This window comes from Isoptericola sp. b408 (genome assembly GCF_030588085.1).
GTDB classification, from domain to species: Bacteria; Actinomycetota; Actinomycetes; order Actinomycetales; family Cellulomonadaceae; genus Isoptericola; species Isoptericola sediminis.
In genome coordinates this window covers 937029-955818 of sequence record NZ_JAUQYQ010000001.1, presented here as the reverse complement: position 1 = coordinate 955818, position 18790 = coordinate 937029, and the positions used below count along the sequence as shown (strand labels likewise).

At 69.9% G+C, this 18790-nt stretch carries 32 protein-coding genes; 2 read left to right on the top strand and 30 right to left on the bottom strand.

All coding sequences use genetic code 11. From position 1 onward, the window contains the following. Window positions 1-31: 31 nt before the first annotated feature. Both rpsI and rplM read right to left on the bottom strand, forming a co-directional pair. On the bottom strand, window positions 32-520 hold the full coding sequence (gene rpsI, locus Q6347_RS04515; RefSeq protein ID WP_171246383.1) for a 30S ribosomal protein S9: 489 nt from the start codon (window positions 518-520) through the stop codon (window positions 32-34). A 29-nt stretch (window positions 521-549) separates the two neighbouring features. Beyond that, on the bottom strand, window positions 550-999 hold the full coding sequence (gene rplM, locus Q6347_RS04510) for a 50S ribosomal protein L13 (RefSeq protein ID WP_171246384.1): 450 nt from the start codon (window positions 997-999) through the stop codon (window positions 550-552). Window positions 1000-1251: 252 nt separating this feature from the next. Between rplM and Q6347_RS04505 the strand changes: the two genes are divergently transcribed. Continuing rightward, on the top strand, window positions 1252-1665 hold the full coding sequence (locus Q6347_RS04505; protein ID WP_304602513.1) for a DUF5709 domain-containing protein: 414 nt from the start codon (window positions 1252-1254) through the stop codon (window positions 1663-1665). A gap of 237 nt (window positions 1666-1902) precedes the next feature. Here the strand turns inward: Q6347_RS04505 and truA are convergent, their stop codons facing one another. Continuing rightward, window positions 1903-2814 carry a tRNA pseudouridine(38-40) synthase TruA gene (truA, locus tag Q6347_RS04500; protein ID WP_304602514.1) on the bottom strand — a complete coding sequence of 304 codons (912 nt, stop codon included), beginning with the start codon at window positions 2812-2814 and terminating at the stop codon, window positions 1903-1905. A 40-nt stretch (window positions 2815-2854) separates the two neighbouring features. On the opposite strand from truA, the gene Q6347_RS04495 reads away from it, so the two are divergent. Then, window positions 2855-3601 (top strand): ROK family protein, encoded by a 747-nt coding sequence (locus Q6347_RS04495; protein ID WP_246246427.1) that lies wholly within the window; start codon window positions 2855-2857, stop codon window positions 3599-3601. Here Q6347_RS04495 and Q6347_RS04490 read toward each other — a convergent pair. The 27 genes from Q6347_RS04490 to rplB form a co-directional block, all read right to left on the bottom strand. After that, window positions 3488-4312: an alpha/beta fold hydrolase gene (locus Q6347_RS04490; RefSeq protein ID WP_304606772.1), complete on the bottom strand. Its 825-nt coding sequence runs from the start codon at window positions 4310-4312 to the stop codon at window positions 3488-3490. The genes Q6347_RS04495 and Q6347_RS04490 overlap by 114 nt on opposite strands. 138 nt (window positions 4313-4450) lie before the next feature. Then, window positions 4451-4972: a 50S ribosomal protein L17 gene (gene rplQ / locus Q6347_RS04485; protein ID WP_171246388.1), complete on the bottom strand. Its 522-nt coding sequence runs from the start codon at window positions 4970-4972 to the stop codon at window positions 4451-4453. Window positions 4973-5048: 76 nt separating this feature from the next. Then, on the bottom strand, window positions 5049-6062 hold the full coding sequence (locus Q6347_RS04480) for a DNA-directed RNA polymerase subunit alpha (RefSeq protein WP_171246389.1): 1014 nt from the start codon (window positions 6060-6062) through the stop codon (window positions 5049-5051). Between the two features lie 137 nt (window positions 6063-6199). Beyond that, window positions 6200-6604 carry a 30S ribosomal protein S11 gene (rpsK, locus tag Q6347_RS04475; protein WP_171246390.1) on the bottom strand — a complete coding sequence of 135 codons (405 nt, stop codon included), beginning with the start codon at window positions 6602-6604 and terminating at the stop codon, window positions 6200-6202. 80 nt (window positions 6605-6684) lie between these two features. Then, window positions 6685-7059, bottom strand: a complete 375-nt coding sequence (gene rpsM / locus Q6347_RS04470; RefSeq protein ID WP_304602516.1) for a 30S ribosomal protein S13 — start codon at window positions 7057-7059, stop codon at window positions 6685-6687. A 160-nt stretch (window positions 7060-7219) separates the two neighbouring features. Further along, entirely contained in the window at window positions 7220-7333 is a 114-nt protein-coding gene (gene rpmJ, locus Q6347_RS04465; RefSeq protein WP_171246392.1) for a 50S ribosomal protein L36, read from the bottom strand. 82 nt (window positions 7334-7415) lie between these two features. Beyond that, a complete protein-coding gene (gene infA, locus Q6347_RS04460; protein ID WP_020016137.1) occupies window positions 7416-7637 on the bottom strand; it encodes a translation initiation factor IF-1 in 222 nt (73 codons plus the stop codon). Between the two features lie 223 nt (window positions 7638-7860). After that, complete coding sequence (map, locus tag Q6347_RS04455) at window positions 7861-8751, bottom strand: type I methionyl aminopeptidase (protein ID WP_304602517.1); 891 nt, start codon at window positions 8749-8751, stop codon at window positions 7861-7863. Window positions 8752-8775: 24 nt separating this feature from the next. Further along, window positions 8776-9333, bottom strand: a complete 558-nt coding sequence (locus tag Q6347_RS04450) for an adenylate kinase (protein ID WP_304603078.1) — start codon at window positions 9331-9333, stop codon at window positions 8776-8778. 80 nt (window positions 9334-9413) lie between these two features. Further along, the gene (gene secY, locus Q6347_RS04445; RefSeq protein WP_171246394.1) at window positions 9414-10712 is read right to left on the bottom strand and encodes a preprotein translocase subunit SecY; all 1299 of its coding nucleotides are present in this window, start codon (window positions 10710-10712) and stop codon (window positions 9414-9416) included. Between the two features lie 339 nt (window positions 10713-11051). Beyond that, window positions 11052-11528 (bottom strand): 50S ribosomal protein L15, encoded by a 477-nt coding sequence (gene rplO / locus Q6347_RS04440; RefSeq protein ID WP_171246395.1) that lies wholly within the window; start codon window positions 11526-11528, stop codon window positions 11052-11054. A 2-nt stretch (window positions 11529-11530) separates the two neighbouring features. Then, window positions 11531-11713: a 50S ribosomal protein L30 gene (gene rpmD, locus Q6347_RS04435; protein WP_171246446.1), complete on the bottom strand. Its 183-nt coding sequence runs from the start codon at window positions 11711-11713 to the stop codon at window positions 11531-11533. Continuing rightward, the gene (gene rpsE, locus Q6347_RS04430; RefSeq protein WP_171246396.1) at window positions 11713-12381 is read right to left on the bottom strand and encodes a 30S ribosomal protein S5; all 669 of its coding nucleotides are present in this window, start codon (window positions 12379-12381) and stop codon (window positions 11713-11715) included. Before rpsE ends, rpmD begins: the two co-directional genes overlap by 1 nt. Window positions 12382-12415: 34 nt before the next feature. Further along, on the bottom strand, window positions 12416-12787 hold the full coding sequence (gene rplR / locus Q6347_RS04425) for a 50S ribosomal protein L18 (RefSeq protein WP_171246397.1): 372 nt from the start codon (window positions 12785-12787) through the stop codon (window positions 12416-12418). After that, window positions 12787-13323: a 50S ribosomal protein L6 gene (gene rplF, locus Q6347_RS04420; RefSeq protein WP_171246398.1), complete on the bottom strand. Its 537-nt coding sequence runs from the start codon at window positions 13321-13323 to the stop codon at window positions 12787-12789. The genes rplR and rplF overlap by 1 nt, the downstream gene beginning before the upstream one ends. A 20-nt stretch (window positions 13324-13343) precedes the next feature. Beyond that, window positions 13344-13742, bottom strand: a complete 399-nt coding sequence (gene rpsH / locus Q6347_RS04415; RefSeq protein WP_171246399.1) for a 30S ribosomal protein S8 — start codon at window positions 13740-13742, stop codon at window positions 13344-13346. A gap of 77 nt (window positions 13743-13819) precedes the next feature. Next, a complete protein-coding gene (locus Q6347_RS04410) occupies window positions 13820-14005 on the bottom strand; it encodes a type Z 30S ribosomal protein S14 (RefSeq protein WP_013837851.1) in 186 nt (61 codons plus the stop codon). Between the two features lies 1 nt (window position 14006). Beyond that, entirely contained in the window at window positions 14007-14579 is a 573-nt protein-coding gene (gene rplE / locus Q6347_RS04405; protein ID WP_171246400.1) for a 50S ribosomal protein L5, read from the bottom strand. Beyond that, on the bottom strand, window positions 14579-14920 hold the full coding sequence (rplX, locus tag Q6347_RS04400; protein WP_171246401.1) for a 50S ribosomal protein L24: 342 nt from the start codon (window positions 14918-14920) through the stop codon (window positions 14579-14581). The genes rplE and rplX overlap by 1 nt, the downstream gene beginning before the upstream one ends. 2 nt (window positions 14921-14922) lie before the next feature. Then, a complete protein-coding gene (gene rplN / locus Q6347_RS04395) occupies window positions 14923-15291 on the bottom strand; it encodes a 50S ribosomal protein L14 (protein WP_171246402.1) in 369 nt (122 codons plus the stop codon). 136 nt (window positions 15292-15427) lie between these two features. Further along, complete coding sequence (gene rpsQ, locus Q6347_RS04390; protein ID WP_171246403.1) at window positions 15428-15712, bottom strand: 30S ribosomal protein S17; 285 nt, start codon at window positions 15710-15712, stop codon at window positions 15428-15430. Window positions 15713-15719: 7 nt separating this feature from the next. Then, window positions 15720-15959: a 50S ribosomal protein L29 gene (gene rpmC / locus Q6347_RS04385; protein ID WP_246246410.1), complete on the bottom strand. Its 240-nt coding sequence runs from the start codon at window positions 15957-15959 to the stop codon at window positions 15720-15722. Further along, window positions 15959-16378 carry a 50S ribosomal protein L16 gene (gene rplP / locus Q6347_RS04380; RefSeq protein ID WP_171246404.1) on the bottom strand — a complete coding sequence of 140 codons (420 nt, stop codon included), beginning with the start codon at window positions 16376-16378 and terminating at the stop codon, window positions 15959-15961. The genes rpmC and rplP overlap by 1 nt, the downstream gene beginning before the upstream one ends. 3 nt (window positions 16379-16381) lie before the next feature. Next, window positions 16382-17215 carry a 30S ribosomal protein S3 gene (gene rpsC / locus Q6347_RS04375; protein ID WP_304602518.1) on the bottom strand — a complete coding sequence of 278 codons (834 nt, stop codon included), beginning with the start codon at window positions 17213-17215 and terminating at the stop codon, window positions 16382-16384. After that, window positions 17215-17583 (bottom strand): 50S ribosomal protein L22, encoded by a 369-nt coding sequence (rplV, locus tag Q6347_RS04370; protein WP_171246406.1) that lies wholly within the window; start codon window positions 17581-17583, stop codon window positions 17215-17217. Before rplV ends, rpsC begins: the two co-directional genes overlap by 1 nt. 54 nt (window positions 17584-17637) lie before the next feature. Then, complete coding sequence (gene rpsS / locus Q6347_RS04365; RefSeq protein ID WP_171246407.1) at window positions 17638-17919, bottom strand: 30S ribosomal protein S19; 282 nt, start codon at window positions 17917-17919, stop codon at window positions 17638-17640. 15 nt (window positions 17920-17934) lie between these two features. Continuing rightward, the gene (rplB, locus tag Q6347_RS04360; protein WP_171246408.1) at window positions 17935-18771 is read right to left on the bottom strand and encodes a 50S ribosomal protein L2; all 837 of its coding nucleotides are present in this window, start codon (window positions 18769-18771) and stop codon (window positions 17935-17937) included. Window positions 18772-18790: the final 19 nt, after the last annotated feature.

The following is an 18790-nucleotide window of genomic DNA, read 5'->3' as shown; positions in this document are numbered from 1 at the left end:
CGACGGGGCCGTACGGGTGAAGCGTCGGCGATCAGCGCTTCGAGTACTGCGGGGCCTTGCGGGCCTTCTTGAGACCAGCCTTCTTGCTCTCCACCGCGCGGTCGTCGCGGGTGAGGAAGCCGGCCTTCTTGAGGGCGGCACGGTTGGCCTCGCGGTCGATCTCGTTCAGGGCGCGGGCGATCGCGAGACGCAGCGCACCGGCCTGGCCCGAGGGGCCACCGCCGCCGATGCGGGCGATGACGTCGAAGCGGCCCTCGACCTCGACCAGCTTCAGCGGGTCGTTGACGAGCTGCTGGTGCACCTTGTTCGGGAAGTACTGCTCGAGGGTGCGACCGTTGATCTTCCACTCACCGGAACCCGGCACGAGGCGGACGCGCGCGACGGCCTCCTTGCGGCGGCCGAGGGCCTGGCCCGGGGCGGTGATGGACTGACCGCTGTTGGCCACGGGGGCCTCGGTCTCGGTGGTGTAGTTGCTGGGCGTGTTCTCGTCCAGCTCGGTGTCGACGGTGGTGTCAGCCACAGGTATTCCTTCGCTCAACGGGCAGCGGCTCAGGCCTGCTGCGACAGCTGGGTGATCTCGAACGGCTTCGGCTGCTGCGCCGCGTGCGGGTGCTCCGCGCCGCGGTAGACCTTCAGCTTCTTGAGCTGCTCGCGGGCGAGCTTGGTCTTCGGCAGCATGCCGCGCACGGCCTTCTCGACGGCCCGCTCGGGGTCCTTCTCGAGCAGCTCGCCGTACGAGATGGAGCTCAGGCCACCCGGGTAGCCGGAGTGGCGGTAGGCCCGCTTCTTCTCGTGCTTGTTGCCGGAGAGCGCCACCTTGTCCGCGTTGATGACGACGACGAAGTCGCCGCCGTCCACGTGCGGGGCGAAGGTCGGCTTGTGCTTCCCGCGCAGGAGCGTGGCGACCTGGCTGGCCAGACGGCCCAGCACGACGTCAGAGGCGTCGACGACGTACCAGTCACGCTGGATGTCGCCGGGCTTCGGGGTGTAAGTACGCACGGTTGCGTCACCTTTTCATGTTCGGTGTCGTCGGGCGAGAAGCGCCGCCCGATGAAGACAGCTGTTGTGCGCGGGTGCCCCGGAGGCGTCCTGGCCGTGCGCGGTCTGGCGGTGGGATCGCCGACCACGCGGACGCTGGGGCATAGCACAACGACTGTTCAGTTTAGCGGTGCGTTCCAGCGAGGGCAAAGCGACCTCGGTCACGTCCGGTCCGGGCTGCAGACTTCGGTGCGGGGGTGCACGGTAGAAGGCATGAGCGAGGACACGACGGGCACCAGACCTGACCCGGAGACCCTGGCCGAGGGCGACAACGACCAGCTGTCGGCGGAGGACACCCTGCTCGACCGGGGCACCGAGAACATCCTCGACGAGGGGTACTCCCCGCCGGAACGACCGCGGGCGAACCACTGGGGCGAGACGGCCTGGGAGGAGATCACGGGTGAGCCGCTGGACCAGCGGCTGGCGGAGGAGCAGCCCGACGACTGGGAGCGCGACCCGCTGACCCACCCCGACACCACGCGGGCCGGGCGGCTCGTGGCCGACGACGACGCCGACCCCAGCCAGGACGGCTACCGGTCCAACGACCTGTACGGCACCGACGCCGGCGTCGACGGGGCGGGTGCGAGCGCCGAGGAGGCCGCCGTGCACTGGGTCGAGGAGCCGTAGGCCCGGACCGCGAGCCACGCCGCACGACGCCGTGAGGGAACAGCGCGACCCCGGCACGCCGGTGCGCGCAGCCGGGGTCGCGATGCCCCCGGAGGACGGGCTCCCCCAGTCGACCATCCCCGGAGCTCTGGCCGGACGGAGTCTCCTCGGTCGCGGCGTCGAGTCCGCTTCCAGCCTACGCAGCGCGGGACCACGGAGGTCGCGTCCGTCGGGTGAAGGCGGGGGTGAAAAGGTCGCTCAGCGCGGCCCGACCTCGTCCGGTCGACGACGGGCCCGGATCCGTCGCGCGCGCAGGCCGAGCTCGGCGGTGACCGGGTAGGCGACGTGCTCCAGGGTCAGCCCGCGCGCCGGGGCGACGGCACCGGCGGCGGCCCGGTCGCCGGCGGCGAGCACGGACGCGGCGTCGGCCGCGGGCCGCCGTCCCTCCCCCACCGCGAGCGACATGCCCACCAGCGCCCGGACCATCGAGTGGCAGAACGCGTCCGCCACGACCTCGGCGACGACCAGTCCGGCGTCGGGGCCGTCCTCGGGACGGGACCAGGCGAACCGCGTCAGCTCCCGGATCGTGGTCGCGCCCTCGCGCGGCTTGCAGAATGCCGCGAAGTCGTGCAGGCCGGTCAGGGGCCGCGCCGCCTCGTCCATGGCCGCCACGTCCAGCGGTCGCCGGTGCCACAGCACGGACTCGCGCCGCAGGGGATCGCGCAGCACGTGCTCGTCGGCGATGCGGTAGCGGTAGGTCCGTGACAGGGCGGAGAAGCGGGCGTCGAAGCCGGGCGGGGCGACCTCGGCCTCCCGCACGACGACGTCGGCCGGCAGGACCCCGGCGAGGCGGTCGACCAGCGCCCGCCCCGGGTCCCGGTCCGACCGTCCCGGCATGGCGTCCCACCGGTCGCGCGGCACGTCCACGTGCGCCACCTGACCGCGGGCGTGCACGCCCGCGTCCGTCCGGCCGGCGACGGTGAGGCGCGGCCACGGCAGCTCCAGCGGGCCCGTGCGCAGGATCGTCGCGAGCGCCTCCTCCAGGACGCCCTGGACGGTCCGCAGGCCGGGCTGGGTGGCCCAGCCGGCGAAGTGCGTGCCGGCGTAGGCGAGGTCGAGGCGGACCCGCACGGTCCCGACCTCGACCTCCGGCGCGTTCGTGATGCTCACCCGGCCATTGTGCCCGGATGATGGTCCCGTGCCCGACCTCATGACTCTCGCCGTGGACTGCGGCGGCGGCGGCATCAAGGCCACCGTGCTCGACGACGCCGGCACCGCGCACGCCGACCCCGTGCGCGTGCCGACGCCCTACCCGCTGCCGCCCGACCTGCTGGTCGACACCGTCGCGGACATCGCGGCCGCCCTCCCCCGGGCCGAGCGGGCCACCGTGGGCCTGCCGGGGATGATCCGTCACGGCGTGGTGGTGCACACCCCGCACTACGTGACCCGGTCCGGACCCCGGTCCCGGGTGGACCCCGACCTCGTGGACCGGTGGCGCAACGTCGACCTGCGGGCCGCCCTGCACGCCCGCCTCGACGTGCCCACGCTGGTCCTCAACGACGCCGAGCTGCACGGCGCCGGCGTGGTGGCCGGCAGCGGCGTGGAGCTCGTGCTCACCCTCGGCACCGGCCTCGGGTCCGCCCTCTTCGACGGCGGCCGGCTGGCGCCGCACCTGGAGTGGTCCCGCGCGCCCCTGCGCCGGGGCACCACGTACGACCAGTACGTGGGTGAGCCGGAGCGACGACGGCTCGGCAACGGCCTGTGGTCGCGCCGGGTGGTCACCGTCGTCGAGGGGCTGCGCCCCGTGTTCTGGTGGGACCGCCTGTACCTCGGCGGCGGCAACTCACGGTGCCTGGGCCCGGCGGCGCTCGCGCGGCTGGGCGACGACGTCGTCGTGGTCCCGAACACGGCCGCCCTCGTCGGCGGTGTCCGGGCCTGGGACCTCGCCGAGGGCTGAGCGCGCCGCGGCGTGCGCCTCGAGCAGCACCCGGGAGAAGGCCACCGGGGCGTCCAGGCTCACCAGGTGCTTCGCACGCGGCACGACCACCAGCCGGGCGTCCGCCCCGGTCGACCGCGCCGCGGCGAGCAGCGAGCGCTCCTGACCGCGGAAGTGGTCCCACTGCCCGTTGACGAGGAGGACGGGGCTGTCGGCCCGCCGCAGCGCCTCCCGGACGTCGATGCGGCCGACCTCCTCGAGCACGTCCCCCATGACGTCGAGCGCGAAGCCTCCCGCCGCGAGGTCGACGGCGGACTCCGGGTCGACCAGGGCGCGCACGAAGGTGTCGTTCAGGTGCGCGCCGCTGTCCCCCCACCGTTCGATCCGGCGGGCCAGCACGAGCCACCCGGCGCGCAACGGAGAGGCGGGGTCCGTCGAGCACGACGCCGCGACGAGTCCGGCGACCTGCTCGGGGTGCCGGGCACGGTGCTCGATCCCGACGTACCCGCCGAGGGACAGGCCCACCACGAGGGCCCGACCGCCGACGTCGTCGACGGCGTCGCGCACGGTGGCGATCGCACCGTCCAGGGTGAACCGTGTCCCCCGCCGCGCGCCGTGGCCCGGCAGGTCCGGCGCGACGGCGGGGATACCGGCCGCGGCGAGCGTCGCCAGCTGCCGGCGCCACATCGTGCGCGACGTGCGCGAGCCGTGCAGGAGGACCACCGGGAGCATGTCCCCACCGTAACCAGGCGCCGCCGGGCGCACGCGGCGGGCGTCGCTGTCGACGGGTGGCACCGTGAGCACGACGAGGGCCCCGCACCATCGGTGCGGGGCCCTCGTGCGTGCAGCCGGCCGGGAAGCCGGAGGACGTCAGTCCTCCTTCTTCTCCTCGGTCGTCGCCTCGGTGGACTCGGTCGCCTCGGCGGCCTTCGTCTCCTCCGTGGTGTCGGCAGGCTTGTCGTCGGCCTTCTTCGAGGCGGCCGACTTCTCGGCGGCCTTCGTGGCCTCCTTGACGACGGCCTGCTTCGGGCTCACGGGCTCGGTGATGAGCTCGATGACCGCCATCGGGGCGTTGTCGCCCTTGCGGTTGCCGACCTTCGTGATGCGCGTGTAGCCACCGTTGCGCTCGGCCATGGCCGGAGCGATCTCGGTGAACAGCGTGTGCACGACGGACTTGTCGCGCACGACCCGCTGGACGCGGCGACGGGCGTGCAGGTCACCGCGCTTGGCGAAGGTGATCAGACGCTCGGCGACCGGGCGCAGGCGCTTGGCCTTCGTCTCGGTGGTCGTGATGCGGCCGTGCTCGAAGAGGGCGGTCGCCAGGTTCGCGAGCATCAGCCGCTCGTGCGCCGGGCTCCCGCCGAGCCGCGGACCCTTGGTGGGGGTAGGCATAACTGGTTCTCCTTGGGTGTCGTTCCACGCCGCGCGGCCCCGTCATGTCGAGCGGTGCCGCTGCGGGCGCGGTGCGTCAGTACGGCTGCTCGTCGGTGTACGAGGTCTCGTCGTCCCCGCCGGCGAAGTACTGCGCCGAGGGGTCGAAGTCGAGCGGCGAGTCCTTGAGAGCAAGGCCCAGCTCCGCGAGCTTCTCCTTGACCTCGTTGATCGACTTGGCACCGAAGTTGCGGATGTCGAGCAGGTCCGCCTCGCTGCGCGCCACGAGCTCACCGACCTGGTGGATGCCCTCGCGCTTGAGGCAGTTGTACGAACGGATCGTGAGGTTGAGCTCCTCGATCGGCAGCGCCAGGTCCGCGGCCAGCGCGGAGTCCGTGGGCGACGGGCCGATCTCGATGCCCTCGGCCTCGACGTTCAGCTCGCGGGCCAGGCCGAACAGCTCGACGAGCGTCTTGCCGGCCGAGGCGAGCGCGTCGCGCGGGGCGATCGCGTTCTTCGTCTCGACGTCGACGATCAGCTTGTCGAAGTCCGTGCGCTGCTCGACACGGGTCGCCTCGACCTTGTACGTGACCTTGAGGACGGGCGAGTAGATCGAGTCCACGGGGATCCGACCGATCTCGGCGTCCAGGGTCTTGTTCTGCGCGGCGGACACGTAGCCACGACCCCGCTCGACGGTCAGCTCGATCTCGAGCCGGCCCTCGTCGTTGAGCGTGGCGATGTGCAGGTCGGGGTTGTGCACCTCGACGCCCGCGGGCGGGACGATGTCCGCCGCGGTCGCCGCACCGGCGCCCTGCTTGCGCAGGTACATCACGACCGGCTCGTCGTTCTCGGACGAGACGACGAGGTTCTTGATGTTGAGGATGATCTCGGTGACGTCCTCCTTGACACCCGGCACGGTGGTGAACTCGTGGAGCACACCGTCGATGCGGATGGAGGTGACCGCCGCGCCCGGGATGGACGACAGCAGCGTGCGACGCAGCGAGTTGCCGAGCGTGTAGCCGAAGCCGGGCTCGAGCGGCTCGATGGAGAAGCGCGAACGGTACTCCGAGATGACCTCTTCGGTCAGCGAGGGGCGCTGTGCGATGAGCACTGTGATGGTCCTTTCAGTGTGCGTCCGCCATATGACGCATCACGGATCCGCGGTCTACGCGGTCCGGACGGGACTCGGTCCACCCGCCCGGGCAGGGCTGGAACCGACCGGGCACGAGGCCCGGTCGGTTCGAGGGGTCAGACGCGGCGGCGCTTCGGGGGACGGCAGCCGTTGTGCGCCTGGGGCGTGACGTCCTGGATCGAGCCGACCTCGATACCGGTCGCCTGCAGCGAGCGGATCGCGGTCTCACGACCGGAGCCCGGGCCCTTGACGAAGACGTCGACCTTCTTGACGCCGTGGTCCTGGGCACGGCGCGCAGCGGACTCGGCGGCCAGCTGGGCGGCGTACGGCGTGGACTTGCGGGAGCCCTTGAAGCCGACGTGGCCGGCGGAGGCCCACGAGATCACGGCGCCCGACGGGTCGGTGATCGACACGATCGTGTTGTTGAAGGTGCTCTTGATGTGCGCCTGGCCGTGCGGGACGTTCTTCTTGTCCTTGCGACGCGGCTTGCGCGCGGCGGTCGAGCGGGACTTGGGAGGCATATGCGTTGATACTCCTGGTCTGAGGTCGTCGGACCGGGGCGAGGGTCAGCGGTGCTGACCCGCTCCACGGACTGCTGACGTCAGCGGGACTTCTTCTTGCCCGCGACGGTGCGCTTCTTGCCCTTGCGGGTACGCGCGTTGGTCTTGGTGCGCTGACCACGCACCGGCAGTCCGCGACGGTGACGCAGACCCTGGTAGGTACCGATCTCCACCTTGCGGCGGATGTCGGCCGCGACCTCGCGGCGGAGGTCACCCTCGAGCTGGTAGCTGCCCTCGAGGTGGTCGCGCAGCGCGACGAGCTCGGCGTCGCCGAGGTCCTTCACGCGCGTGTCCGGGGAGATCCCGGCGGCCGCGACGGTCTGCTCGGCGCGGGTGCGCCCGACGCCGTAGATGTAAGTGAGTGCGACGACGACCCGCTTCTCGCGCGGGAGGTCGACGCCGATCAGACGTGCCATTCCTGGCGACTCCTGTCCTTCGTCCAGAGGTCTGCCGCACCACCCTCCCGCGAGGACCGCGGGCCCCGGCCCCTGGACCGGAGGTTCGGCCGCTCGATGAGCGGCTCCGTGATGGTGCGCTGAGCCACGGCGTCCGAGGACGGCGCGGCGACGGGCGTGATCAGCCCTGGCGCTGCTTGTGGCGCTGGTTCGAGCAGATCACCATGACGCGACCGTGCCGGCGGATCACCTTGCACTGGTCGCAGATCTTCTTGACGCTCGGCTTGACCTTCATCAGTGTTCCTCTGCCGCCGGACGCCCGGGCCACCAGGGCCGGACGCTCGCGCGGCGATGTCGATCGGGTGGGGGGATGACGACTACTTGTAGCGGTAGACGATCCGGCCACGGGACAGGTCGTACGGGCTGAGCTCCACCACGACCCGGTCCTCGGGGAGGATCCGGATGTAGTGCTGCCGCATCTTGCCCGAGATGTGGGCGAGGACCTTGTGACCGTTGCTCAGCTCCACGCGGAACATCGCGTTCGGCAGCGCCTCGATCACGCTGCCCTCGATCTCGATGACACCGTCCTTCTTTGCCATGTCCTCCGCTAACTCTCGTCTGTGTCTTTCGACGGACTGCAGCCACGCCCGTCCGACCGCGGTCGGGGCACGAGACGGATCTCGCGAGGACGTGGATCGCGTGCTTCCGTTGGCCAGGGCCGCGCCCCGTCGCTCTCGACGAGCGGGGGACGGGGCACACGAACGGACTACACCCGACTAAATATCGTACCCCATCGATGCGACCTGGCAAGCCTGGCGTACGTCACACCGGGGCCGGGCCGTCGAGGTCGACGGGGACGACCTCGAACGGCGCCAGACCGGCACGGCCGAGGTCCGGGGCCGTGAGCACGGCGATCCCGTCCTCGAGCACCGCGACCGTGTGCTCCCAGTGCGCGGCCCGCGAGCCGTCGCCGGTCACGACGGTCCAGTCGTCACCCAGCACGCGGGTGACCTCCGACCCCCGGGTCAGCATCGGCTCGACCGCCAGGCACAGGCCGGGGCGCACGCGGGGGCCGCGGTCCGTCGCCCGGAAGTTGAGGACCTCGGGCGGCTGGTGCATCGCGGTACCGATCCCGTGGCCCGTGTACTCCTCGACGATGCCGTAGGACGTGCCCGCGAGGTCGCCCGCCGTCTCGGCGGCCATCTCGACGGCGTCGCCGACCTCCCCCACACGCCGTGCGGAGGCCAGGGCGGCGATACCCGCCCACATGGCGCTGCGCGTCGCCCGCACGAGCGCGGCGTCGTCGGCGTCGAGCTCCACCGCACCGGCCTCGTCGGGGCCGAGCGCCCCGTCCGGGCCGACCTGGAAGGAGATGGCGGAGTCACCGTGCCAGCCGTCGACGATCGCGCCGCAGTCGACGGACACCAGGTCCCCGACCGCCAGCACGCGCGGGCCAGGGATCCCGTGGACGACCTCGTCGTTCACCGACGTGCAGATCGTCGCGGGGAAGCCGTGGTACCCGAGGAACGACGGCGACGCCCCGGCCGCCGCGATCGCGTCGGCGGCCACACGGTCGAGGTCAGCCGTCGACGCCCCGGGGCGGGCGGCGGCGCGCACCTGCGCCAGCGTGTCGGCGACGACCAGGCCGGCGCGACGCATCCTGAGGATGTCGTCGCGCGACTTCAGCTCGATCCGGGGACGGGAACGGAACACCTCGTTCAGCCTGCTCGCTGCCCGTCAGCCGAACTGCTGCTCGAGCGAGGTGACGATCCGGTCGGTGACCTCCGAGATCTCACCGATGCCGTCCACCTGCACCAGCAGGCCGCGCTCGGCGTAGGCAGCGGTCAGCGGGGCGGTCTCGGCCTCGTAGATGTCCAGCCGGCGGGCGATCGCCTCCGGCGTGTCGTCCTCGCGACCCTCGACCTCGGCGCGCTTCGAGATGCGCTGGAGCAGCTCCTCGCGCTCGGCCGTCAGCTCGATGACCCCGTCCAGCTCCCAGTCGAGCTCGCCGAGGATCGCGTCGAGAGCCTCCACCTGGTGCGCGTTGCGGGGGTAGCCGTCGAGCAGGAACCCGCCCTTGACGTCCTCCTCCCCGAGCCGGTCGCGGACCATCGAGTCCGTGACCTCGTCCGGGACGAGCTCGCCCTTCGAGGAGTACTCCTGGGCGAGCCGGCCGAGCTCCGTGCCGCCCTTGATGTTCGCCCGGAAGATGTCACCGGTCGAGATGGCGGGGATCCCGAAGACCTCGGCGAGCCGAGCGGCCTGGGTGCCCTTGCCCGCGCCCTGCGGTCCCATGATCACCAGGCGGGTCACCCGTGCCTCGGGACGCTGGGAGCCGTGCAGCTCGCGACGGGTGGTCGGGGTGGTCGTCTCGGTCAACGGAGGAACCCTTCGTAGTGGCGCTGCTGGAGCTGGGAGTTCACCTGCTTCACGAACTCCAGCCCAACACCGACGATGATGAGGATCGACGTCCCGCCGAACGGGATGTTCGTGGTCACGCCGAGGAACACCAGCACCAACGTCGGGATGAGGGCGACGATGGCGAGATACAGCGAGCCGGCCGACGTGATGCGGGTGATCACGTAGTCGAGGTACTCGGCCGTGGGGCGCCCGGCACGGATGCCGGGGATGAAGCCCCCGTACTTCTTCATGTTGTCCGCGACCTCGTCCGGGTTGAACGTGATCGACGTGTAGAAGAAGGCGAAGAAGATGATCATCGCGATGTACAGCGCGACGTAGAGCGGCTGGTCCTGCTGCGCCAGGTTGTTCGAGACCCACACGACCCAGTCCGCCGTCTGGTCGCCGAACTGGGCGATCAGTGCGGGGATCGCGAGGATCGACGCCGCGAAGATGACCGGGATGACGCCCGCCATGTTGATCTTGATCGGGATGTAGGTGCTCGTGCCGCCGTACATCCGGCGCCCGACCATCCGCTTGGCGTACTGCACCGGGATGCGGCGCTGGGACTGCTCGACGAACACGACCATGCCGATGACCAGCACGATCACGGCGATCATGATGATGAAGTTCAGCGCGCCGTTGGCACCGCCGGCGATCGACCAGAGGGCCGTCGGGAAGCTCGCCACGATCGAGGTGAAGATCAGCAGGGACATGCCGTTGCCGATGCCCTTCTCGGTGATGAGCTCGCCGAGCCACATCACGAGACCGGTGCCGGCCGTCATGGTGATCACCATGAGGGCGGCGGTGACGAACCGGTCGTCGACCACGACGTCGAGGTTGCAGCCCGGGAACAGCAGCCCGGTGCGGGCCGTGGTGACGATGGTGGTCGACTGCAGGATGGCCAGGGCGATCGTCAGGTAGCGGGTGTACTGCGTCAGCTTCGCCTGACCCGACTGCCCCTCCTTGTGGAGTGCCTCGAACCGCGGGATGACCACGCGCAGGAGCTGCGTGATGATGCTGGCGGTGATGTAGGGCATGATCCCCAGCGCGAACACCGACAGCTGCAGGAGTGCGCCACCACTGAACGTGTTGACGAGACCGAGCAGCGAGGTGCTGTCCTCGAGGGAGGCCACGCACTGCTGGACGTTGCCGTAGTCGACGCCCGGCGTCGGGACGAACGACCCCACGCGGAACAGCGCCATGATCGCGATCGTGAACAGCAGCTTGCGCCGCAGGTCCGGTGTCCGGAAAGCCCGGCCGAATGCGCTGAGCACCTATCCTCCTGACCCGCCGGGGCGGGATGTCGTGTCGCCGGTCGCCCGACGAGGTGTGGCGCGCGACGCCCGCGGGACGGCCCCGCGACGTCGAGACGCCGACTCGGTCGTGGTCCGGCCGGGATGCTCCGACACCTCGGCACGCGGGGCGTGCAGAAACGGACCGTGACGGATTCTACGTGTCCCGGTGAGTGATCTGGACCACTGATCCCGGTCGAAGGTAGCAGACCAGGACAATCCGACTCCCGGGACGTCGCTCCTCGAGGTGATCGTCACCCCCACCCCGAGGAACGCGCAAGGGCCGGTGGCGCGACTGCGCCACCGGCCCTGCGACGGACCTCAGTCCTCCGAGACCGAGCCGCCGGCCGCCAGGACCTTGTCCTTGGCGGAGCCGGAGATCGCGTCGACCGCGACGTCCAGCTTGACGGTGATCTCGCCCGTACCGAGAACCTTCACCGGCTGTCCGGAGCGGACCGCGCCCTTGGCGACGAGATCGTCGACCGTGACGGAGCCCCCCTCCGGGTACAGCGCGGCGAGCTTGTCCAGGTTGACGACCTGGTACTCGACGCGGAACGGGTTCTTGAAGCCACGCAGCTTCGGCAGCCGCATGTGGAGCGGGATCTGCCCGCCCTCGAAGCCCGCGGGCACCTGGTAACGAGCCTTCGTCCCCTTGGTACCGCGACCCGCCGTCTTACCCTTCGACGCCTCACCGCGACCCACACGGGTCTTGGCGGTCTTGGCGCCGGGGGCCGGACGCAGGTGGTGGACCTTGAGCGGCTTCGACTGCGCGCCGTTGTCCTTGGTGCTGTCGGCCATGATCAGTCGACCTCCTCGACGGTGACGAGATGCGCCACCGTGGTGACCATGCCACGGATCTCCGGACGGTCCTCCTTCACGGCGATGTCGCCGATCCGCTTGAGGCCGAGGGACCGCAGCGTGTCACGCTGGTTCTGCTTGCCGCCGATGGCGGACTTGACCTGGGTGACCTTGAGACGGGCCATCACGCACCCACCTTCTCGTCGGACTTCTTCTCCGCCTGCTCGGCCCGGCCGGCGGCCTGGGCGCGGAGCAGCGGAGCCGGTGCGACGTCCTCGAGCGGCAGACCGCGGCGAGCCGCCACGGCCGCCGGCTCCTCGAGACCCTTCAGGGCCGCGACGGTGGCGCGCACGATGTTGATGGCGTTCGACGAACCGAGCGACTTGCTCAGCACGTCGTGGATGCCGGCGCACTCCAGCACGGCACGCACCGGACCACCGGCGATCACACCGGTACCCGGGGAGGCCGGACGCAGGAAGACGACACCGGCCGCCTCCTCGCCCTGGACCTGGTGCGGGATGGTGCCCTGGATGCGCGGGACGCGGAAGAAGTTCTTCTTCGCCTCCTCGACACCCTTGGCGATCGCCGAGGGCACCTCCTTCGCCTTGCCGTAGCCGACACCGACGGTGCCGTCGCCGTCGCCCACCACGACCAGCGCGGTGAAGCTGAAGCGGCGGCCGCCCTTGACGACCTTGGCGACGCGGTTGATCGTCACCACGCGCTCGACGAAGGCGTTCCGGTCGTCACCGCGGTTGTTGCTGCGGCGGTCGTCGCGCCGGTTGGAGCGGCGACCGTCGTTCTTGGACTCGTTGGCGCCCTGGGGGGCGCCGGTGTTGCGCTGCCCTGCAGCCATCAGAGGATCCTCATCTTCCGTGCGAACGTGGTCATCACAGCGCCAGACCGCCTTCGCGCGCGCCGTCGGCGACCGCAGCCACCCGACCGTGGTACTTGTTGCCGCCACGGTCGAAGACCACGGCGTCGACACCGGCAGACTTCGCACGCTCGGCGACGAGCTCGCCGACCTTGCGGGCCTTGGCGGTCTTGTCGGCGTCCATCGCACGCAGGTCGGCCTCGAGCGTCGAGGCGGAGGCCACGGTCTTGCCGACCGTGTCGTCCACGACCTGCGCCACCATGTGACGCGACGAACGGGTCACGACGAGGCGGGGACGCTCCGCGGTGCCCTTGATCTTCTTGCGCAGGCGAAGGTGACGACGCTGACGAGCGACGCTCTTGCCCTTGCCGAGAACCTTGAGAGCCATCACTTACCAGCCTTTCCGACCTTGCGACGGACGACCTCGTCGGCGTACCGCACACCCTTGCCCTTGTAGGGCTCGGGGCGGCGGATCTTGCGGATGTTCGCGGCGACCTCGCCGACCTGCTGCTTGTCGATGCCGGAGACCGAGAACTTCGTGGGGCTCTCCACCGCGAAGGTGATGCCCTCCGGCGGCGTGACCTTGACGGGGTGCGAGAACCCGAGCGCGAACTCGAGGTCCTGCCCCTTGGCCACGACGCGGTAACCGGTGCCGACGATCTCGAGCTTGCGCTCGTAGCCGTTGGTCACACCGGTGACCATGTTCGACAGCAGGGTGCGGGTCAGGCCGTGCAGCGAGCGCGACTCGCGCTCCTCGTCGGGACGCGAGACCTTGAGGCCGTCCTCGGTCTGCTCGACGGTGATCGGTGCGGCGACCGTGTGCTCCAGGGTGCCCTTCGGGCCCTTGACGGTCACGAGCGCACCGCTGATGGTGATCTCCACGCCGGACGGGACCGGAACGGGGAGCTTGCCGATTCGAGACATGGGCGTCTCTCCTTTCCGGATTACCAGACGTAGGCGAGGACTTCGCCGCCCACACCCTTGTCCTGCGCCTGACGGTCGGTCAGGAGGCCGGAGGAGGTGGACAGGATGGCCACGCCGAGGCCACCGAGGACCTTCGGGAGGTTGGTGGACTTCGCGTAGACGCGCAGGCCGGGCTTGGACACACGGCGCACGCCGGTGAGCGCGCGCTCACGGCTCGGGCCGTACTTGAGGGTCAGGGTGAGGTCCTTGCCCACCCGGGCGTCCTCGACGGTCCAGCCGCTGATGTAACCCTCGGCCTGCAGGATCTCCGCGATGCGCGACTTCAGCTTCGAGAACGGCATGGTGACCGTGTCGTGGTGCGCCGAGTTCGCGTTCCGCAGACGCGTCAGCATGTCTGCGATCGGGTCGGTCATAGTCATCGGGCTCTAGCCCTTCCTCGCCGGGGTATCCGTGCGGCGCCGCGGTGGGCGCCGCACGGACCTACGGCGTAGTTGTTTTACCAGCTGCTCTTGGTGACGCCGGGGAGCTCGCCGCGGTGGGCCATCTCCCGCAGGCAGATCCGGCACAGGCCGAACTTGCGGTAGACCGAGTGCGGACGCCCGCACCGCTGGCACCGGGTGTAGGCACGCACGGCGAACTTCGGCTTGGCGTTCGCCTTGTTGATCAGGGCCTTCTTCGCCATATCAGTTCTCCTTGAAGGGGAAACCGAGACGGCGCAGCAGGGAGCGGCCCTCGTCGTCGGTCGTCGCCGTCGTCACGATCGTGATGTCCATGCCCCGGACACGGTCGATCTTGTCCTGGTTGATCTCGTGGAACATCGACTGCTCCGTGAGACCGAACGTGTAGTTGCCGTGGCCGTCGAACTGCTTCGGGCTCAGACCGCGGAAGTCGCGGATGCGCGGCAGCGCGATCGAGAGCAGGCGGTCGAGGAACTCCCACATGCGGTCACCGCGGAGGGTGACGTGCGCGCCGATCGGCATGCCCTCACGCAGCTTGAACTGCGCGATGGACTTCTTGGCACGGTTGATCGCCGGCTTCTGGCCGGTGATCGCCGTCAGGTCGCGGATGGCGCCCTCGATGAGCTTGGAGTCGCGCGCGGCGTCCCCGACACCCATGTTGACGACGACCTTCGTGAGGCCGGCGACCTGCTGGACGTTCTGGTGGTCGAACTCGTCCTTGAGGGCGGAGAGGATCTCCTCGCGGTACTTCTGCTTGAGGCGCGGCAGGGCCGGGGCCTCGAGAGTCGTCTCGGTCATCAGATGTCCTTCCCGGAGCGCTTGGCGTAGCGGACGCGCACCGTGCGGGTACGGCCGTCCTGCTCCACCTCCTCGAGACGGAAGCCCACACGGGTCGGCTTCTTCGTCTCGGGGTCGACCAGCATCACGTTCGACACGTGGATCGGTGCCTCGACGGTCTCGAGGCCACCCGTGCGGGTGCCGCGAGCCGACTGGCCGGCCTTCACGTGCTTGGTCACGCGCTGGATGCCCTCGACCACGATGCGGTCGGAGTCCTTGAGCACCTCGAGCACGCGGCCCGTCTTGCCCTTGTCGCGACCTGCGGTGACGATCACCTGGTCGCCCTTCTTGATCTTCGCCATGGTCAGAGCACCTCCGGAGCCAGCGAGATGATCTTCATGAACTTCTTGTCACGCAGCTCACGCCCGACCGGGCCGAAGATGCGGGTTCCACGGGGGTCGCTGTCGCCCTTGAGGATGACAGCGGCGTTCTCGTCGAACTTGATGTAGGAACCGTCGGGACGACGGCGCTCCTTGGCGGTCCGGACGATGACGGCCTTGACGACGTCGCCCTTCTTCACGTTGCCGCCCGGGATCGCGTCCTTGACGGTGGCGACGATGGTGTCGCCGATACCGGCGTAGCGACGGCCGGAGCCTCCGAGAACACGGATGGTGAGAATCTCCTTCGCACCCGTGTTGTCGGCGACTCGCAGTCGCGACTCCTGCTGGATCATCGATTGATCTCCTGTCGTCGAGCTGGTTCTCTGCCCGGGAGGTCCCGGACGAGCCTGGCCGAACGGATAGTTGCTGTGGTGGGGACCCGGCGCATACGTGTGTCACACCGCGGCCCCCACCGAGGAAGGTCTGTGCTTACTTGGCCTTCTCGAGGATCTCCACCAGGCGCCACCGCTTGGTCGCGGACAGCGGGCGGGTCTCCATGATGACGACGAGGTCGCCGCGGCCCGCGGTGTTCTCCTCGTCGTGCACCTTCACCTTGTTCGTGCGGCGCATGACCTTGCCGTAGAGCGGGTGCTTCTTGCGGTCCTCGACCTCGACGACGATGGTCTTCTCCATCTTGTCGCTGACGACGTAGCCGCGGCGCACCTTGCGGCTGGACCGCTCCTCGGTGGTCACCGTCTCGGTGTTCTCGCTCATCAGTGCCTCACTCACTCACGCTCGGGGCCGTACGGATGCCGAGCTCGCGCTCCCGCAGGACCGTGTAGATCCGCGAGATGTCGCGCTTGACCGCCTTGAGGCGGCCGTGCGACTCGAGCTGGCCGGTGGCGGCCTGGAAGCGAAGGTTGAAGAGCTCTTCCTTCTGCTCCTTGAGCTTCGCGACGAGGGTCTCGTCGTCGAAGCCGTCGAGGTCGGCGGGGGCCAGGCCCTGGGTACCGATAGCCATCAGTTCGCACCACCTTCGCGCACCACGAAACGGCACTTCATCGGAAGCTTGTGCATCGCGCGGCGCAGGGCCTCGCGTGCCAAGTCCTCGGGGACGCCGGCCAGCTCGAAGACGATGCGGCCGGGCTTGACGTTGGCGACCCACCACTCGGGCGAGCCCTTGCCGGAACCCATGCGGGTCTCAGCCGGCTTCTTGGTCAGCGGGCGGTCCGGGAAGACGTTGATCCAGACCTTGCCGCCTCGCTTGATGTGGCGGGTCATCGCGATACGAGCAGCCTCGATCTGGCGGTTCGTGACGTAGGCGGGCTCGAGAGCCTGGATGCCGTAGTCGCCGAAGGAGATCGTGGTGCCACCCTTGGCCACGCCGGAGCGCTTCGGGTGGTGCTGCTTGCGGTGCTTGAGCCTGCGCGGGATCAGCATGACTCAGGCCTCCGTTCCGGACTCGGGGGCCGCGGCCTGGTCGGCCGGGGCCGGCGCGTCGGACGCCTCGGCAGCGTTCTGCTGCTTCGGCTGCGACGGACGCTCGTTGCGGTCGTTGCGACGACCACCACGACGCTCGCCACCACGGCCACGGCCCTGGCGGGGCGCGGCGGCCGCCTGCTGTGCGGCGAACTCCTTCTCGGTGAGGTCGCCCTTGTAGATCCAGACCTTCACGCCGATGCGACCGAAGGTGGTGCGGGCCTCGAAGAAGCCGTAGTCGATGTTCGCGCGCAGGGTGTGCAGCGGCACGCGCCCCTCGCGGTAGAACTCCGACCGGCTCATCTCGGCGCCGCCGAGACGGCCCGAGACCTGGACCCGGATGCCCTTCGCGCCGGCACGCTGCGCGGACTGGATGCCCTTGCGCATGGCGCGACGGAAGGAGACGCGGCTCGCCAGCTGCTCGGCGATGCCCTGCGCGACGAGCTGCGCGTCGATCTCGGCGTTCTTGACCTCGAGGATGTTGAGCTGGACCTGCTTGCCCGTGAGCTTCTCGAGCTCGCCGCGGATGCGGTCGGCCTCGGCGCCGCGACGGCCGATGACGATGCCCGGACGCGCCGTGTGGATGTCCACACGGACGCGGTCCCGCGTGCGCTCGATCTCGACCTTGGCGATACCGGCCCGCTCGAGACCGGTGCTCATGAGCTTGCGGATCTCGACGTCCTCGCGGACGTAGTCGCGGTACCGCTGACCAGGCTTGGTGCTGTCGGCGAACCAGCGCGACCGGTGGTCGGTGGTGATGCCGAGGCGGTACCCGTGCGGGTGAATCTTCTGCCCCACTATCGGGCCCCTTCCTTCTGCTCGCGCGGTGCGACGACCACGGTGATGTGGCTGGTGCGCTTGAGGATGCGGCTGGCACGCCCCTGCGCACGGGGGCGGAACCGCTTGAGGGTCGGGCCCTCGTCCACGTACGCCATCGAGACCACGTAGTCGGCCTCGTCGAAGCGCTCGTTCGCGCGGTCGGCCTTCACCCGTGCGTTGGCCACAGCGGACTCGACCACCTTGCGGACGGGCTCGCTCGCCGCCTGCGGCGCGAACTTCAGCACCGCGACGGCCTCAGCGGCCTGCTTGCCACGGATGAGGTCGACGACGCGCCGGGCCTTCATGGGCGTGACACGGACGAACCGCGCCTGCGCCTTGGCTTCCATTGCTGTCCTGCTTCCTTTTCTCAGACAGTCCGAGTCGCTACCGACTGACCGGGGTCAGCGGCGGCGACCCTTCCTGTCGTCCTTCACGTGGCCGCGGAACATCCGCGTGGGGGCGAACTCGCCCAGCTTGTGACCCACCATGGCCTCGGTCACGAAGACCGGGACGTGCTTGCGACCGTCGTGGACGGCGAAGGTGTGGCCGAGGAAGTCGGGCGTGATGACCGACCGGCGGGACCACGTCTTGATGACGTTCTTGGTCCCCTTCTCGTTCTGAGCGTCCACCTTCTTCTGCAGGTGGTCGTCGACGAAGGGGCCCTTCTTCAGGCTACGAGGCATCTGTCAGGCTCCTTTTCAGCGCTTCTTGCCGGTGCGACGACGGCGGACGATCAGCTTGTCGCTGGGCTTGTTCGGACGACGGGTCCGGCCCTCGGGCTGGCCCCAGGGGCTCACCGGGTGGCGGCCACCGGAGGTGCGGCCCTCGCCACCACCGTGCGGGTGGTCGACGGGGTTCATCACGACACCGCGGACGGTCGGGCGGACGCCCTTCCAGCGCATGCGGCCGGCCTTGCCCCAGTTGATGTTCGACTGCTCGGCGTTGCCGACCCAGCCGATCGTGGCGCGGCAGCGCAGGTCCACGTTCCGGATCTCGCCGGACGGCATGCGCAGCTGGCCGTAGGGGCCGTCCTTCGCGACGAGCTGGACCGAAGCGCCCGCGGAGCGGGCGATCTTCGCGCCGCCACCGGGGCGGAGCTCGACGGCGTGGATGACGGTACCCGTCGGGATGTTGCGCAGCGGCAGGTTGTTGCCGGGCTTGATGTCGGCGCCGGGGCCGGCCTCGACGGTGTCACCCTGCGCGAGCTTGTTCGGCGCGATGATGTAGCGCTTCGTGCCGTCCGCGTAGTGCAGGAGCGCGATGCGCGCCGTGCGGTTCGGGTCGTACTCGATGTGCGCGACCTTCGCCGGCACGCCGTCCTTGTCGTGACGACGGAAGTCGATCACGCGGTAGGCGCGCTTGTGGCCACCGCCCTTGTGCCGGGTGGTGATCCGGCCGGAGCTGTTGCGGCCGCCGGTCTTGGACAGCGGACGAACCAGCGACTTCTCCGGCTCCGAACGGGTGACCTCGACGAAGTCGGCGACGCTCGAGCCGCGGCGGCCGGGCGTCGTCGGCTTGTGCTTACGGATTCCCATGGAAGTAGTCCTCGATCTG

Excerpts from the sequence above, each read along its gene's own strand:
- rplR (WP_171246397.1), bottom strand. The coding sequence starts at position 12,787 with ATGGCTCTCAAGGTTCTCGGCAAGGGCAAGAGCGTCGCTCGTCAGCGT.
- rpmJ (WP_171246392.1), bottom strand. The coding sequence starts at position 7,333 with ATGAAGGTCAAGCCGAGCGTCAAGAAGATCTGCGACCAGTGCAAGGTG.
- rpmD (WP_171246446.1), bottom strand. The coding sequence starts at position 11,713 with ATGGCCCGTCTCAAGGTCACCCAGGTCAAGTCCGCCATCGGCGGCAAG.
- rplQ (WP_171246388.1), bottom strand. The coding sequence starts at position 4,972 with ATGCCTACCCCCACCAAGGGTCCGCGGCTCGGCGGGAGCCCGGCGCAC.
- rpsH (WP_171246399.1), bottom strand. The coding sequence starts at position 13,742 with ATGACTATGACCGACCCGATCGCAGACATGCTGACGCGTCTGCGGAAC.
- Q6347_RS04505 (WP_304602513.1), top strand. The coding sequence starts at position 1,252 with ATGAGCGAGGACACGACGGGCACCAGACCTGACCCGGAGACCCTGGCC.
- Q6347_RS04450 (WP_304603078.1), bottom strand. The coding sequence starts at position 9,333 with ATGGGACCGCAGGGCGCGGGCAAGGGCACCCAGGCCGCTCGGCTCGCC.
- rpsM (WP_304602516.1), bottom strand. The coding sequence starts at position 7,059 with ATGGCACGTCTGATCGGCGTCGACCTCCCGCGCGAGAAGCGGGTCGTC.
- Q6347_RS04490 (WP_304606772.1), bottom strand. The coding sequence starts at position 4,312 with ATGCTCCCGGTGGTCCTCCTGCACGGCTCGCGCACGTCGCGCACGATG.
- rplO (WP_171246395.1), bottom strand. The coding sequence starts at position 11,528 with ATGGCCGACAGCACCAAGGACAACGGCGCGCAGTCGAAGCCGCTCAAG.
- rplV (WP_171246406.1), bottom strand. The coding sequence starts at position 17,583 with ATGGAAGCCAAGGCGCAGGCGCGGTTCGTCCGTGTCACGCCCATGAAG.
- infA (WP_020016137.1), bottom strand. The coding sequence starts at position 7,637 with ATGGCAAAGAAGGACGGTGTCATCGAGATCGAGGGCAGCGTGATCGAG.
- rpsE (WP_171246396.1), bottom strand. The coding sequence starts at position 12,381 with ATGGCTGCAGGGCAGCGCAACACCGGCGCCCCCCAGGGCGCCAACGAG.
- rplE (WP_171246400.1), bottom strand. The coding sequence starts at position 14,579 with ATGACCGAGACGACTCTCGAGGCCCCGGCCCTGCCGCGCCTCAAGCAG.
- rpmC (WP_246246410.1), bottom strand. The coding sequence starts at position 15,959 with ATGGCTATCGGTACCCAGGGCCTGGCCCCCGCCGACCTCGACGGCTTC.
- rplB (WP_171246408.1), bottom strand. The coding sequence starts at position 18,771 with ATGGGAATCCGTAAGCACAAGCCGACGACGCCCGGCCGCCGCGGCTCG.
- Q6347_RS04410 (WP_013837851.1), bottom strand. The coding sequence starts at position 14,005 with ATGGCGAAGAAGGCCCTGATCAACAAGGCGAACGCCAAGCCGAAGTTC.
- Q6347_RS04495 (WP_246246427.1), top strand. The coding sequence starts at position 2,855 with ATGACTCTCGCCGTGGACTGCGGCGGCGGCGGCATCAAGGCCACCGTG.
- rplX (WP_171246401.1), bottom strand. The coding sequence starts at position 14,920 with ATGGCGAAGATCAAGAAGGGCGACCAGGTGATCGTCACCGCAGGTCGC.
- rpsS (WP_171246407.1), bottom strand. The coding sequence starts at position 17,919 with ATGCCTCGTAGCCTGAAGAAGGGCCCCTTCGTCGACGACCACCTGCAG.
- rpsK (WP_171246390.1), bottom strand. The coding sequence starts at position 6,604 with ATGCCTCCCAAGTCCCGCTCGACCGCCGCGCGCAAGCCGCGTCGCAAG.
- rplN (WP_171246402.1), bottom strand. The coding sequence starts at position 15,291 with ATGATCCAGCAGGAGTCGCGACTGCGAGTCGCCGACAACACGGGTGCG.
- rplF (WP_171246398.1), bottom strand. The coding sequence starts at position 13,323 with ATGTCTCGAATCGGCAAGCTCCCCGTTCCGGTCCCGTCCGGCGTGGAG.
- rplP (WP_171246404.1), bottom strand. The coding sequence starts at position 16,378 with ATGCTGATCCCGCGCAGGCTCAAGCACCGCAAGCAGCACCACCCGAAG.
- rpsQ (WP_171246403.1), bottom strand. The coding sequence starts at position 15,712 with ATGAGCGAGAACACCGAGACGGTGACCACCGAGGAGCGGTCCAGCCGC.